The sequence below is a fragment of the Pseudomonas sp. RIT623 genome, assembly GCF_004519305.1.
Lineage (GTDB): Bacteria > Pseudomonadota > Gammaproteobacteria > Pseudomonadales > Pseudomonadaceae > Aquipseudomonas.
Genome location: NZ_SOZA01000024.1, coordinates 67,278 through 79,627, shown reverse-complemented (window position 1 = coordinate 79,627; position 12,350 = coordinate 67,278). Strand labels below are relative to the sequence as shown.

The following is a 12,350-nucleotide window of genomic DNA, read 5'->3' as shown; positions in this document are numbered from 1 at the left end:
GGGCGCAGCTGTCGCTCGCCGAGTTAGGGGGTAACCTTCTGATAGCTAGAAGCTAGAAGCTGTCACTCGTAATTGTAGACCTTGGCTCGTTCGGGGGCGCGTCACCTTGCGCTGATGCGCTGCCAGCCAACGCGCTCAAGCCCGCTCCCCGCAAAGGTCCAACGCAAACCAATGCTCAGCCGAATCAGCATCCAACCCCGCCCCCAGCAACGCGAACATCTTGCCCAGCGCCGCCTCGCGGGTCATGCCGCCACCGCTGACCAGCCCCGTGTCACGCAGGCGGCTGCCAGCAGCGTAGGTGTCGAACACCACCGCTCCCTCCGGGCACTGGCTGATCGCCGCGATCATCACGCCAGCCTGGCGGGCATCATGCAGCACGTCGAGCAGCGCCTGATCGTCGGACGGGCCGGTACCGCTGCCGTAGCACTCCAGCAGCAGGCCCTGGATACCACTGTCGAGCAGCCCACGCACCAGCCCCGCCGCAAGCCCCGGGAACACCGGCAGCACGGCCAGGCTCACAGGCTGGCGCGGCTGGCGGTAATCCAGGCGAGCCGGCAGCTCTGCTGCCCGTTCACCGTCGCGCTGGCGCGGTAGCGCCTTGAAGGCGTCGAACGCCTCGCTGCGCAACTTGGACGCACGGCAGCCATGCAGCAACTGGCCGTGGAAGAACAGCTGGACGCCCGGCGCCAGGCCACTTTCGAACAGGTTCAGGGCGCCGACCAGGTTGTCCCAGGCGTCGCTGTCCGGCGCGCCGGCCGGCAGCATGGAACCGGTCAGCAGCACCGGCACCGGCAGGCCCAGCAGCAGGAACGACAACGCCGCGGCGCTGTAGGCCAAGGTATCGGTGCCATGCAGCACCAGCACCCCGTCATGGCCATCATGCTCGACCGCCTCGACGATGGCATCGCGCATCGCCAGCCAGTTGACCTGCTGCATGTTGGCGCTGTCGATCAGCGGGTTCAGCTCACGCAGCGACCACTGCAGCTTTGGCGCATCGCCGCAGGCGGCGAAGTGTTCGCGCATGCGCGCTTCGAAGCCACCGGCTGGGGCCAGGCCCTCGGCGGTCTGCAGCATGCCGATGGTGCCACCGGTGTAAAGGACGAGAAGATTCTTGACTGCACGCATGGAAGCATTCCGTAGCGATGTAGCGAAGGAAGAGGCAGCCGCCCGCGAGCGGGGCGGCTGTGGCAGGGCAGGGTATCAGTGCTGCGCTGGCGCCGGGGCGGCGGCTTTGTCAGCAGCTGTTGCAGCCTGCGGGTTGGCCGGCCAGGCGGCGCGGTCCAGGTCCAGGTCGGCGAACTTGCTGGAATCGAACACCGGTTGCTTGATACCGGCCTTGCGCTGGTCGTCGTAGTCGCGCATCACCCGCAGGCCGACCTTGAACAGCAGGGCCAGGGCGATCAGGTTGACGAACGCCAGGCAGGTCATGGTGATGTCGGCGAAGGCGAACACGGTCGACAGGTTCTGCACCGAACCCCAGATCACCAGTGCCAGCACCAGGCCGCGGAAGATCATCAGCACGATACGGTTGCGGCTGAGGAACTGCAGGCTGTTCTCGCCCAGGTAGTAGTTGTAGAGGATGCAGGTGAAGACGAACAGCGACAGCGCGACGCTGACGAACAAGCGCCCCCAGTCACCGACCACGGCGGCCAGCGAGTTCTGGGTCAGGACGATGCCGTCACCTTCGAAGCCTGGGGTGTAGAAGCCCGACAGCAGGATCAGCAGCGCGGTGCAGGTGCAGATCACGAAGGTGTCGAGGAACACGCTGAAGGCCTGGACCACGCCTTGGGCGCCCGGGTGCTTCACGGCGGCCACTGCGGCGACGTTCGGCGCGCTGCCCAGGCCTGCTTCGTTGGCGAACACGCCACGCTTAACGCCCATGACGATGGCGCTGCCGAGCAGGCCGCCAAACGCTGGGTCGAGGCCGAAGGCGCTCTTGAAGATGGTTTCCAGCATGGCCGGCACGTGTTCGATCTGGGTGCCGATCACATACAGAGTCACGCCGATGTAGGCCAGGGTCTTGACCGGCACCAGCAGGTCGGACACCGCGGCGATGCGCTTGATGCCACCGATGAAGGTAATGGCCAGCAGGACCGCGAGGACGATACCGGTACGGCTCGGGTCAAAACCGAAGGCATTCTGCAGCGAGTGGGTCACGGTGTATGACTGCACGCCGATGAAGGCGAAGCCGTAGGTGACCAGCAGCAGGATCGAGAACACGATCGCCATGCTTCGCAGCTTCAGGCCGTGCAGGATGTAGTATGCCGGGCCGCCGCGGTACAGGCCATCGCCGTCGGCACGCTTGTAGACCTGGGCCAGGGTGCATTCGAAGAAGCTGCTGGCCATGCCGACCAGGGCGGTGACCCACATCCAGAACACCGCGCCAGGGCCGCCGAGGGTAACGGCGATACCGACACCGGCAATGTTACCGGCGCCGACACGGCCGGCCAGGCTCAGCATCAGGGCCTGGAACGAGCTCAGTTGGCCTGCCTGGCCGCGAAGGGATTCCTTGAACACACCGAACATGTGGCCGAAGTGGCGGAACTGGACGAACCGAGAGCGGATGGTGAAATAACCGCCGAGTCCGACGATCAGCACGATGAGGAGTTTCCCCGAAAGGAAATCGTTGAGTGCTTCGAGCATTGAAAAATGACCTCGATTCTTATTCTTCGCGTGGAAAGACCAGCGGACGGCAGGCGCACCGCTATTCATTGGGGGCGCATGGTTGGCCATGACAACTGTGGTTACAATTTCGCGGGTTGCTCCATTTTGGTGCGAGTTGATGCTAGACTGGCATCATTCGCATCATCTGGACCCGTGCATCATGGGCGATCAATTCGCTATCAACCTCAAATTGGCGTGCAGCCACTACCGCTCTATCTCCGAGGTTTGCCGGCAGCTGTCGATCAACCGGGCACAATTCAACAAATACCTGAGCGGCCAGAGCCGGCCGACGGCGTACAACCTCAAGCGCATCGGCGACTTCTTCGGCGTCGAGGATTACGAACTGGGGCTGCCGCCCGAACAGTTCGCCCGCCTGATCGGCGCGCGCAACCCCGAGCAGCGCGTCGGCCAGCAGGACGACCCGATCAGCGAACTGTTCAAGCCACTGCATAAAGAAGCGGGCAACCTGTCGCGCTACTGTGGTTACTACTTCGAGTACTCCAATTGCATGTCGGTGCCAGGGTCGATCCTGGTGTCGCTGGTGCATCTGTGGGAAGAGCGCGGCAGTTTCCTGTTCGAGCGCCAGGAGCGCCAGGAGCGAGGCATTGGCAACGACCAGCAGGCCGAGGTGCGCTGCCGCTACCTGGGCGCGGCGTTCCAGTTGCAGGACCGGATGTTCCTGATCGACTACGAGTCGCTGACCCTGAACGAGATGAGCCAGACTATTCTCATACCCAGCTTCAAAAGTCGAATCAGCCGCCTTAATGGGCTCAAGACCGGCGTATCCAGCGGCGATCGGCGCAATCCAGCCTGTACCCGGGTGGTGTGGGAGTACCTTGGGGAAGAGATCAATCGCATCAATGCCTTCCGCCAGATAAAACTGTACCGGCCAGACGACCCACGGATCGATGATGACATCCGCGATCGCCTGAGCGCGGGGATGGTCAGCAACGGCCTGTTCGAAATCGAATAAACCCTGCGCACACCTTACTGTAGGAGCCAGCCTTGCTGGCGAAACAGGCGCCGCGGTGCAGGACACGGCTACGCCGGTATCGCCAGACAAGCCCGCGCCCACGCCAGTGCCCCGGGTTACCAGCAATCAGCGCTCGAGCATGAACCCCGCCACCGCCGCCGCCACCTGATCCGCCACCTCTGGCCGTTCGCGCAGGTGCGCGGCAATGCCGTGGTCGCAGTCGGTCAGCATCAAGCATTCGACGTGGGGCGCCGGTACCGAGCGCAACAGTGTATGAGTGACTTCTTCCGGGATCGGACTGTATCGCTCCACCCCTGCCAGCCGCCGGGTGCCCGCCGAGGTACCCGCGCCCCGGCCATGCACTTTCGAGTTGAGCCCGTCGTATTCGCCGATCACCAGCAGCACCCGGCCCTGGAACTGGCGCAGGAATTCATAGCTGTCGCATTCGAGAAAGGCGAATGGCTTGCGGATGGCCGCTGTGAACGCCGGGCCGAAGGGCGCGATGTGGGCCGCATCGGGGTAGACCGCCGGGCAGATCAGTACCAGCTTGCGCACACTCGGGCGTTGCGCCGCCAGCTTCAGGGCGATGGCCGCGCCCAGGCTGTGGCCGATCAGGGTATCGCTGCGGGTGTCCAGCCACTGGTGAAAGCGTAGGGCTTCATCGAGGTTGCTGGCCAGCGAGGCCTCCCGGGCACCGGGTTCGCTGGCCAGGCTGTGGCCGGACAGATTACCGGTCAGCGAGCCGATGCCCTGTTGCTGCAAACGGTACAGCAGTGGGTTGAGCCGGGTGAAGTCCGAGCGCGCGCCGCCAATGACGAAGGCGGTTGGCGCCTGCTCATTCAGCGGCAGCAGCAGGCGCGCCTGCTGGCGGTAGCCGTTGAAACGTTCCTCGATGAACCGCTCGGTGCCGGGGGCAGGTTCATCGAATTGCCATTGGCTGCGCTGCGGGAGGATCGACTCGGTGTCCATGTGCGTCTCCTTGAACATGCATGGCGCAGTATAAGTAGCTGACGGCCAAGGCGGAACAGCGCGGCGGGGCGGACAAATCGACGCGCAACGGGCGCATGGCCGGGGCTGCGTTGGACTTCCCCTGTAGGAAACAGCAAAATGGCCGCTTCCTCCTTCGACCTGAGCGGACCTGTTGACTCTATGCGTATGCGCCTGATGCTGTTGGGTGGTGGCAATGCCCTCGGGCAAGCGCTGATTCGCCTCGGGGCCGAGGAAGACATCGCCTTCCTGGCGCCGCGTCCGCCGGAGCACGGCTGGGACCCGGCCAGCCTGACCCTGCTGCTCGACGAACAGCGCCCGGATGCTGTCATCAACCTGGCTTATTACTTCGACTGGTTCCAGGCCGAGGCCGTCAGCGAGCCGCGCCTGGCCCAGCAGGAGCGGGCGGTGGAGCGGCTTGCCGAGCTGTGCCAGCACCACGAGATGATCCTGGTGCAGCCGTCCAGCTACCGGGTGTTCGACGGTTCGCGGGCCACCGCCTACAGCGAGAAGGACGAACCGGTGCCGCTCGGCCTGCGCGGCCAGGCGCTATGGCGCATCGAGCAGAGCGTGCGCGCCACCTGCCCGCAGCATGTGCTGCTGCGCTTCGGCTGGCTGCTGGATGAAAGCCTCGATGGCGCCCTCGGGCGCTTCCTGACCCGCGCCGAGCAGCCCCAGGAACTGCTGCTGGCCGATGACCGGCGCGGCAATCCGACGCCGGTGGACGACGCCGCGCGGGTGATCCTCTCGGTGCTCAAGCAGCTCGACTGCCAGGCGCCGCTGTGGGGCACCTATCATTACGCAGGCAACGAGGCCACCACGCCGTTGGCACTGGGCCAGGCGATCCTTGCCGAGGCTGGGCAGTGGCGCAAGCTGGCTGTGCAGGCGCCGACCGCCCAGGCTCACGCCGCGCGCCCGGATGCCAGTGAAGAGCCGCAACATGCGGTGCTGGCCTGCAAGAAGATCCTTCATACTTTCGGCATCAAGCCGCGTGCCTGGCGCGCCGGCTTGCCGCCCCTACTGGACCGTTTCTACCGACATGGCTGACGCCCCCATCCTGATCACCGGCGGTGCCGGCTTCATTGGCTCCCACCTGTGCGATGCGTTGCTGGAAAAAGGCTACGCGGTGCGCGTGCTCGACGACCTGTCGACCGGCAAGCGTGAAAACCTGCAATTGGGCCATCCGCGCCTGGAGCTGCTCGAGGGCGATGTCGCCGACGCGGCCCTGGTGGCGCGTGCCGCCGTTGGTTGCCAGGCGGTGGTGCACCTGGCTGCGGTGGCCTCGGTGCAGGCCTCGGTGGAAGACCCGGTCAAGACTCACCAGAGCAACTTCATCGGTACCCTCAACGTCTGCGAAGCCATGCGCCTGAGCGGCGTACGGCGGGTGCTGTTCGCCTCCAGCGCGGCGGTGTACGGCAACAACGGCGAAGGCCAGTCGATCGCCGAGGACACGCCCAAGGCGCCCTTGACCCCCTATGCCGTGGACAAGCTGGCCAGCGAGCAGTACCTGGACTTCTACCGTCGCCAGCATGGCCTGGAGCCGGTGGTGTTCCGCTTCTTCAATATATTCGGGCCGCGCCAGGACCCGTCTTCGCCGTACTCCGGGGTGATCAGCATCTTCTGCGAGCGCGCCACCCGCGGCAAACCGATCATGGTGTTCGGCGACGGCGAGCAGACCCGTGACTTCCTGTATGTCGGTGACCTGGTGCAGGTGATGATCCAGGCGCTGGAGCTGCCGACGGTGGACGAGGGCGCGGTGAATATCGGCCTGAACCAGGCCACTTCGCTGAACCAGTTGCTCAAGGCGCTGGAGCAAGTGGTTGGCAGCCTGCCGGCGGTCAGTCATGGCCCGGCGCGCTCGGGTGATATCCGTCATTCACGGGCGGACAACACGCGGTTGCTGGCGCGCTTCGCGTTCCCCGAGCCGACCCCCTTCGTCCAAGGTTTGGCGCGACTGCTGGGCAAGGCCTGAGTCTCCAGCTCCTACAGGGGCGCGTAGGGCCGAGTATCACCCATGGCGGACCACTCGCCGCCGGCAATCCTCTGGTTTCAGCACCCGCCCATCCTTGGCCCTTACCTGCAGGGTCTCCAAGGGCTGTTCGCGATCATCCACCAGTTGCGAGCGTGTCTCGCCGGTCTCGAACATAAACCGCTCCCCCCACTGGCGTAGACCGACCACGAGCGGAAACACCGAGCGCCCCTTGTCGGTGAGCACGTATTCCTTGTAGGCGCTGCCATCGGAGGCAGGCTGCTGCGTCAGCAAACCAGCCTCCACCAGCAGCTTCAGTCGCCCGGCGAGGATGTTCTTCGCCAGCCCCAGGTTTTTTTGCAGCTCACTGAAGCGCCGTAACCCGTCGAAAGCGTCCCGCAGGATCATCAGTGCCCAGCGGTCGCCAAGCACTTCCAGCGCGCGGGCCACCGGGCATTGTTGATTGTGTTCATCGAGCATCGCGGACCTCCGTGGTATGTGGTTGCAGATTAAAACCGGATTTGCTAGAAATCCACTTTGTGGTTTTAATTTGAAACCAGATTGGCCAAGGGATTCCTGATGACCAGCATCTGCACTGCACCTCAGGCGCTCAGTCGCGGCTTGACCCTGCTGCTGGCGACGGCCGGCGCGCTGGCTGTTGCCACTGTATACCTGGCCCAGCCGCTGCTGGAGTCGATGGCGGCCAGCTTCGGTATCAACCCCGCCCATGCGGGCCTGGTGGTGGGCATGACCCAGGCGGGTTACGCCCTGGGCCTGCTGCTGATCGTGCCGCTGGGCGATCGGCTCAACCGCCGTCGGTTGATCATTGCCCAGTTGCTGGTCGCGGCCGGGGCCTTGCTGGCGGTGGCGTTGGCCACGCGCTGGGCGATGTTGCTGGGGGCCGTGGCCCTGGTTGGGTTGGTGGCGGTGGTGGTGCAGGTGCTGGTGGCGCACGCCGCCACCCTGGCCAGCCCCGCGCAACAAGGGCAGGCGGTGGGCACTGTTACCAGCGGCGTGGTGCTGGGCATCCTGCTGGCTCGCCTGGTGTCGGGGCTGGTGGCTGATTGGATCGGCTGGCGCGGGGTCTACTTCGGCGCCGCGGGGCTCACGCTGCTGATGGCCGGGGTGCTGGCCTGGCGCTTACCCACCGCGCCGTCACAAGGCGCGCGCCAGGGGTATTGGGCGCTATTGGGGTCGGTATTTGGCTTGTACCGGCATGATCGCCTGCTACGCCAGCGCGGGCTGTTGGCGTTGTTGGTGTTCGCCGCCTTCAGCGTGCTCTGGAGCGCCATGGTATTGCCCTTGAGCGCGGCGCCACTGGCGCTCGATCACACCCAGGTCGGTCTGTTCGGCCTGGCTGGCATCGCCGGCGCCCTGGCGGCATCACGTGCCGGACGCCTGGCCGACCAGGGCCAGGGGCGGCGCATCAGCGGCTTGGCGCTGGGGTTGCTGACCTTGTCCTGGTTACCCACGGCGTTGCTCGAGCAGTCGCTGGTGGCGCTGGTGATCGGGGTGGTGCTGCTCGACCTGGCGGTGCAGGCGGTGCATGTGACCAGCCAGAGCTTGCTGTTGGCTGGGCGCGGCGAGATCGCCAGCCGCCTGATCGGCGCCTACATGTGCTGCTATTCGGTGGGCAGTGGCCTGGGCGCCGTGGCGGCGACCTGGGTGTATGGCCAGTGGGGATGGTTGGCGGTATGCGGGTTGGGTGCGGGGATCAGCGTGTTGGCCGGGTGCTGCTGGTGGTTCCAGCAGCCTTGCGCAGGCGCCAGCAAGGCTGGCACCTGCGCAAGGCGTTGAATCAGAACTTGTAGCCGATACCGACCATGTAGACCCAAGGGTCGAGGTCGACGTCGACCTTGGTCTTGCCGACGCCCAGGGCAGTCGGGCCGTCGATGGTGGCTTTGGTATCGATGTCGACGTACCAGACTGCGGCGTTGAACAGCAGGTTGTCGGTGATCATGTAGTCCATGCCCAGTTGGCCGGCGATACCGATCGAGTCTTGCAGCTTCATGTTGCTGAAGCCCTGGGCCTTGCGGTTGCTGCTCAGGTCTTCATCGAAGAACAGGGTGTAGTTGATGCCCACGCCAGCGTAAGGCTGGAACTTCGAGGAAGGTGCCATTGGGTAGTACTGCAGCGACAGCGTCGGTGGCAGTTGCTTGATGTCGGCCAGCTTGCCGTCCAGGCCGCCGCCCAGGCCTTTCACGCCAACGGTGTGCTTGAACGGCGTGGCAGCCAGCAGCTCGAGGCCGATATGGTCGGTGAGCATGTAGGCGAAGGCCAGGCCCAGCTGGGTGTCGCTGTCCACGGTTGCCTTGGTGCCCGAGACCTTGGCGCCGTTGAGTTTCAGTGCGCTGCTGTCTTCGTTGGGCGAGACGGTGGCGGCACCGGCGCGGACGATGAAATCGCCAGCCTTGTGGGCGTGGGCAACAGGGGCTGCAAGCGCCAACGCGACGAGCGAGGCACCGAGCAAGGACTTGTTCATGGAAGCTCCCAGAGGACGTGAGTAATCGAGTAGTCCAATGGTACGAAGCTGACTAAACAGAAAGTTTGACCCAGCTCAACGAAGGCACGTCATTGGCTGGCAACTGTGCTCACTTCAGCTCATATGCATAGATTTTCTCGGCTTCCATCTGGTAACCGGCATCGGCCAGCTCGCTGCTGCTTGCCTTGACGCTCAGGGTGCCCTCGATCCAGTACGGCTGGTAGAGGTCCTCGATTCGCACGCCCATTTCGCTGAAGATGTGCACGATCTGGTTCGACGGTGGCGGCGGCACATGGATGCAGGCACCGTAGTAGGGCACCAGCAGGAACTCAGTGGTGCGGCCCTCGTCACTGACCTCCAGTGGCACGATGTAGCCGGGGAGCTTCACCGCCTGGCCGTCCAGGGCTTTCACTACCGGGGCGTCGGGCGCCTGTTGGCGGGCCGCGGGGGCGGCCTCGGCGGACAGCGCGTCGCTGATCTGCGACAGGTCGTGCAGGGGCGTCAGTTGCGGCGGGATGATCGGCGCGCCCTCGGGGATCAGTGCGGGCCAGTCCAGTTCGCGAGGTTCCGCCGCCCAGCAGGCAACGGGCAGGCACAGTAGCGCGAGCAGTATCCAGGCTGGGTAGGCGCGGGCTTGCAGGGTCATGGGCATTCTCAAAGGTGGATCGACAGGCCATCGGCCAGCGACTGCCGGTAGGCGCGCCAGGCCGGCACGCTGCCCATCAGCAGCGCCGCGCCAAGGATGACAGCCAGCAGCGTCCACTCATGGGCGCTTGGCCAGGCCAATGGCAGGTACAGTCCGTAATTGGCCTGCACATGGCCCTGTGCCAGGGCAATGCCGGCATACAGCAAGCCAAGCCCGGCGGCGATGCCCGACAATGCCAGGGCCAGTGCCTCGAGCACCAGCAACCCGGCGATATGCCAGGGCCGCGCGCCTACCGAGCGCAGGATGGCCATTTCCCGGCGGCGCTCGTTGAGGCTGGTGAGGATGGCGGTGAGCATGCCGATCAAGCCGGTCAGCACGACGAACAGCGATATCACGAACAGCGCCTGCTCGGCGGTGCCCATCAGGCTCCACAGCTCCTGCAGGGCCACGCCGGGGAGAATCGCCAGCAGCGGCTCGCCGCGGAACTCGTTGATCTCGCGCTGCAGGCTGAAGGTGGCGATCTTGCTGTTGAGCCCGAGCATGAAGGCGGTGATGGCGCTGGGTTGCAAGTCCATGCCACGCGCCTGCTCGGCGCTGATGCGCCCGGCGCCACGGGCCGGCACGCCGTTGTGCCAGTCGATATGGATCGCCTCCATGCCGCCCAGGCTGATGTGCAGGGTGCGGTCCACTGGCGTGCCGGTGCGCTTGAGCACGCCGACCACGGTAAAGGGCTTGTCGTCGTGCTTGACCAGGCTGATGGCGGCGACGCCATGGGCCAGCACCAAGGTGTCGCCCAGTTTGTAGTGCAGCGCCTCGGCGACTTCGGCGCCGAGTACCACTTCGAATGGGTCGTCGGCGAATGGCCGGCCCTGGTCCAGCGCCAGGTGCTGGCGGCGACCGTACTGGTAATGGCTGAAATAGTCGGCGGTGGTGCCCATCACCCGGTAGCCCCGGTGCGAGTCGCCCAGCGAGATGGGGATCGCCCATTTCACCCGGGGATCCTGGGCGTAATGCTGGTAGCTGTCCCAGCGGATGTTGTTGGTGGCGTTGCCGATGCGAAACACCGAGTACAGCAGCAGGTTCACCGACCCCGAGCGCGCGCCGACGATCAAGTCGGTGCCGCTGATGGTGCTGGCGAAGCTGGCGCGGGCTTCGGTGCGTACCCGCTCCACCGCCAGCAGCAGGCACACCGACAAGGCGATGGCGAAGGCGGTGAGCAGGGCGGTGAAACGGCGGTTGGCCAGGCTGGCCAGGGCAAGGCGGAGCAGGTACATCAGGCCTCCCGGGGCGTGGCGGCGCGGTTGAGCTCGGCCAGCGACAGATGGCGGTCGAACAGTGGCGCTAGGCTCTGGTCGTGGCTGACGAACAGCAGGCTGGCTCCGGCCGCGCGACATTCGTCGAACAGCAGGCGGATAAAGGCCTCGCGGTTGTCGGCATCGAGCGCCGAGGTGGGTTCGTCGGCGATTACCAGTTCCGGCTGGCCGATCAGCGCGCGAGCGGCGGCCACGCGCTGCTGTTGGCCGATCGACAGGCTGTCGGCGCGGCGCGCGAGCAATGCTGGGTCGTCCAGGCCGAGGTGGGCCAGCAAATGGACGGCGGCCTGATCGATGCCACCATGGCGTTGGCAGGCCCGCGCCGCCCGGCTTTTCGAGAAGCGGCAGGGCAGCTCGACGTTCTCGCGCACCGAGAGAAACGGCAGCAGGTTGAACTGCTGGAAGATGTAGCCGGTATGATCGACCCGGAAGCGATCGCGGGCGCCCTGGCGCAAGCTCGCCAAGTCCTGGCCGAGTAGCTGGATGCTGCCCTGGCCTGGGCGGTTGACGCCGCCGAGCAGGCCCAGCAGGGTGGTCTTGCCACTGCCGCTGGGGCCCTTGAGGAACAGCGCCTCGCCAGCCTCCAGGCGCAATGCCGGGATATCCAGCAGCGGCGCCTGGCCGGGCCAGGCGAACAGCAGGTCACGCAGTTCGATCAGCGGCTGGCTCATTCAGAATTCGACCACGGCCTTGGCGGGCGTCGCATCCACGCCTTTCTGGCCGTGCGGGCCGATCAGCTGCACGGTGATCTTCTGGGTTTGCGGGAAGGTCTTGAACAGCGGCGCGAGGTCGATGCCGGTGAGCTTGTCGGGGTTGGCGCAGGTCAGTTGGTAGTGGGCGTCGACATCGGCGTGCTGGTGGCCGTGGGCCGGCTTGTCGCTGGCCTCGAACAGCGGGCTCTCCAGTTCCTGGTTTTCTTCCGCGCAACCGGCGCCTTGGGCCAGGCCGAACAGTTTCAGCGGTTGTTCCAGCTGCTGGCGGGCGGCGCTGACCTTGGCTTTGTCGGCATCGGTGCTGGCCGCGTGCTCGAAGCCCACCAGGTTCATCGCCGGGCTGTCCAGCCCCAGTTCGAGGGTGTTGCCGTCGACCACCACGTTGAGCTTGGCCACTCCATGCTCATGGGCGCCGAGGGAGCCATGGGCATGGTCGTGATCATGGTCGTCGTGGGCATGGGCCACGGCCAGGGGAAGCAGGGCAAAGGGCAGGGCGAGCAACAGACGACGCATGGAAGGCTCCACAGGCGGCTTGGAATAATTTAGTAATGTTATAACAATTTTTCTCCGCGCCGCCAGCCTGCCTGGCGCAGGTTTCATGTT

Annotated in this window: 13 protein-coding genes; 4 read left to right on the top strand and 9 right to left on the bottom strand. The window is 65.4% G+C overall.

Annotated elements, in window-relative coordinates; all coding sequences use genetic code 11:
• Positions 1–135 precede the first annotated feature (135 nt).
• The gene (locus E3U47_RS16575) at positions 136–1,125 is read right to left on the bottom strand and encodes an asparaginase (protein ID WP_134692763.1); all 990 of its coding nucleotides are present in this window, start codon (positions 1,123–1,125) and stop codon (positions 136–138) included.
• Positions 1,126–1,200: 75 nt separating this feature from the next.
• Positions 1,201–2,643 carry a sodium:alanine symporter family protein gene (locus E3U47_RS16570; protein WP_134692762.1) on the bottom strand — a complete coding sequence of 481 codons (1,443 nt, stop codon included), beginning with the start codon at positions 2,641–2,643 and terminating at the stop codon, positions 1,201–1,203.
• 181 nt (positions 2,644–2,824) lie between these two features.
• Here E3U47_RS16570 and E3U47_RS16565 point away from each other — a divergent pair, with 181 nt between their 5' ends.
• Positions 2,825–3,637 carry a helix-turn-helix transcriptional regulator gene (locus E3U47_RS16565; RefSeq protein ID WP_134692765.1) on the top strand — a complete coding sequence of 271 codons (813 nt, stop codon included), beginning with the start codon at positions 2,825–2,827 and terminating at the stop codon, positions 3,635–3,637.
• Positions 3,638–3,763: 126 nt separating this feature from the next.
• Here E3U47_RS16565 and E3U47_RS16560 read toward each other — a convergent pair whose 3' ends face one another.
• Complete coding sequence (locus E3U47_RS16560) at positions 3,764–4,606, bottom strand: alpha/beta hydrolase (RefSeq protein ID WP_134692761.1); 843 nt, start codon at positions 4,604–4,606, stop codon at positions 3,764–3,766.
• 180 nt (positions 4,607–4,786) lie between these two features.
• Between E3U47_RS16560 and E3U47_RS16555 the strand changes: the two genes are divergently transcribed.
• Together E3U47_RS16555 and E3U47_RS16550 are read left to right on the top strand one after the other, a co-directional pair.
• Complete coding sequence (locus E3U47_RS16555; RefSeq protein WP_134692760.1) at positions 4,787–5,671, top strand: sugar nucleotide-binding protein; 885 nt, start codon at positions 4,787–4,789, stop codon at positions 5,669–5,671.
• Entirely contained in the window at positions 5,664–6,596 is a 933-nt protein-coding gene (locus E3U47_RS16550) for an NAD-dependent epimerase/dehydratase family protein (protein WP_134692759.1), read from the top strand. Before E3U47_RS16555 ends, E3U47_RS16550 begins: the two co-directional genes overlap by 8 nt.
• A gap of 36 nt (positions 6,597–6,632) precedes the next feature.
• Here the strand turns inward: E3U47_RS16550 and E3U47_RS16545 are convergent, their stop codons facing one another.
• On the bottom strand, positions 6,633–7,073 hold the full coding sequence (locus tag E3U47_RS16545; RefSeq protein WP_134692758.1) for a helix-turn-helix domain-containing protein: 441 nt from the start codon (positions 7,071–7,073) through the stop codon (positions 6,633–6,635).
• Positions 7,074–7,172: 99 nt separating this feature from the next.
• Between E3U47_RS16545 and E3U47_RS16540 the strand changes: the two genes are divergently transcribed.
• A complete protein-coding gene (locus E3U47_RS16540) occupies positions 7,173–8,390 on the top strand; it encodes an MFS transporter (RefSeq protein ID WP_134692757.1) in 1,218 nt (405 codons plus the stop codon).
• Between the two features lies 1 nt (position 8,391).
• Here the strand turns inward: E3U47_RS16540 and E3U47_RS16535 are convergent, their stop codons facing one another.
• The 5 genes from E3U47_RS16535 to E3U47_RS16515 all read right to left on the bottom strand — a co-directional run bounded on the left by E3U47_RS16535 (position 8,392) and on the right by E3U47_RS16515 (position 12,260).
• Positions 8,392–9,075 carry an OmpW family protein gene (locus E3U47_RS16535; RefSeq protein ID WP_134692756.1) on the bottom strand — a complete coding sequence of 228 codons (684 nt, stop codon included), beginning with the start codon at positions 9,073–9,075 and terminating at the stop codon, positions 8,392–8,394.
• 109 nt (positions 9,076–9,184) lie between these two features.
• Positions 9,185–9,721, bottom strand: a complete 537-nt coding sequence (locus E3U47_RS16530; protein WP_134692755.1) for a DUF3299 domain-containing protein — start codon at positions 9,719–9,721, stop codon at positions 9,185–9,187.
• Positions 9,722–9,729: 8 nt separating this feature from the next.
• Entirely contained in the window at positions 9,730–10,995 is a 1,266-nt protein-coding gene (locus tag E3U47_RS16525) for an ABC transporter permease (protein WP_134692754.1), read from the bottom strand.
• Positions 10,995–11,705, bottom strand: a complete 711-nt coding sequence (locus E3U47_RS16520) for an ABC transporter ATP-binding protein (protein WP_134692753.1) — start codon at positions 11,703–11,705, stop codon at positions 10,995–10,997. Before E3U47_RS16520 ends, E3U47_RS16525 begins: the two co-directional genes overlap by 1 nt.
• Positions 11,706–12,260 carry a DUF2796 domain-containing protein gene (locus E3U47_RS16515; protein WP_134692752.1) on the bottom strand — a complete coding sequence of 185 codons (555 nt, stop codon included), beginning with the start codon at positions 12,258–12,260 and terminating at the stop codon, positions 11,706–11,708. It abuts the gene before it with no gap.
• Positions 12,261–12,350: the final 90 nt, after the last annotated feature.

Excerpts from the sequence above, each read along its gene's own strand:
- E3U47_RS16565 (WP_134692765.1), top strand. The coding sequence starts at position 2,825 with ATGGGCGATCAATTCGCTATCAACCTCAAATTGGCGTGCAGCCACTAC.
- E3U47_RS16535 (WP_134692756.1), bottom strand. The coding sequence starts at position 9,075 with ATGAACAAGTCCTTGCTCGGTGCCTCGCTCGTCGCGTTGGCGCTTGCA.
- E3U47_RS16560 (WP_134692761.1), bottom strand. The coding sequence starts at position 4,606 with ATGGACACCGAGTCGATCCTCCCGCAGCGCAGCCAATGGCAATTCGAT.
- E3U47_RS16540 (WP_134692757.1), top strand. The coding sequence starts at position 7,173 with ATGACCAGCATCTGCACTGCACCTCAGGCGCTCAGTCGCGGCTTGACC.
- E3U47_RS16515 (WP_134692752.1), bottom strand. The coding sequence starts at position 12,260 with ATGCGTCGTCTGTTGCTCGCCCTGCCCTTTGCCCTGCTTCCCCTGGCC.
- E3U47_RS16545 (WP_134692758.1), bottom strand. The coding sequence starts at position 7,073 with ATGCTCGATGAACACAATCAACAATGCCCGGTGGCCCGCGCGCTGGAA.
- E3U47_RS16570 (WP_134692762.1), bottom strand. The coding sequence starts at position 2,643 with ATGCTCGAAGCACTCAACGATTTCCTTTCGGGGAAACTCCTCATCGTG.
- E3U47_RS16550 (WP_134692759.1), top strand. The coding sequence starts at position 5,664 with ATGGCTGACGCCCCCATCCTGATCACCGGCGGTGCCGGCTTCATTGGC.
- E3U47_RS16520 (WP_134692753.1), bottom strand. The coding sequence starts at position 11,705 with ATGAGCCAGCCGCTGATCGAACTGCGTGACCTGCTGTTCGCCTGGCCC.
- E3U47_RS16555 (WP_134692760.1), top strand. The coding sequence starts at position 4,787 with ATGCGTATGCGCCTGATGCTGTTGGGTGGTGGCAATGCCCTCGGGCAA.
- E3U47_RS16575 (WP_134692763.1), bottom strand. The coding sequence starts at position 1,125 with ATGCGTGCAGTCAAGAATCTTCTCGTCCTTTACACCGGTGGCACCATC.
- E3U47_RS16525 (WP_134692754.1), bottom strand. The coding sequence starts at position 10,995 with ATGTACCTGCTCCGCCTTGCCCTGGCCAGCCTGGCCAACCGCCGTTTC.
- E3U47_RS16530 (WP_134692755.1), bottom strand. The coding sequence starts at position 9,721 with ATGACCCTGCAAGCCCGCGCCTACCCAGCCTGGATACTGCTCGCGCTA.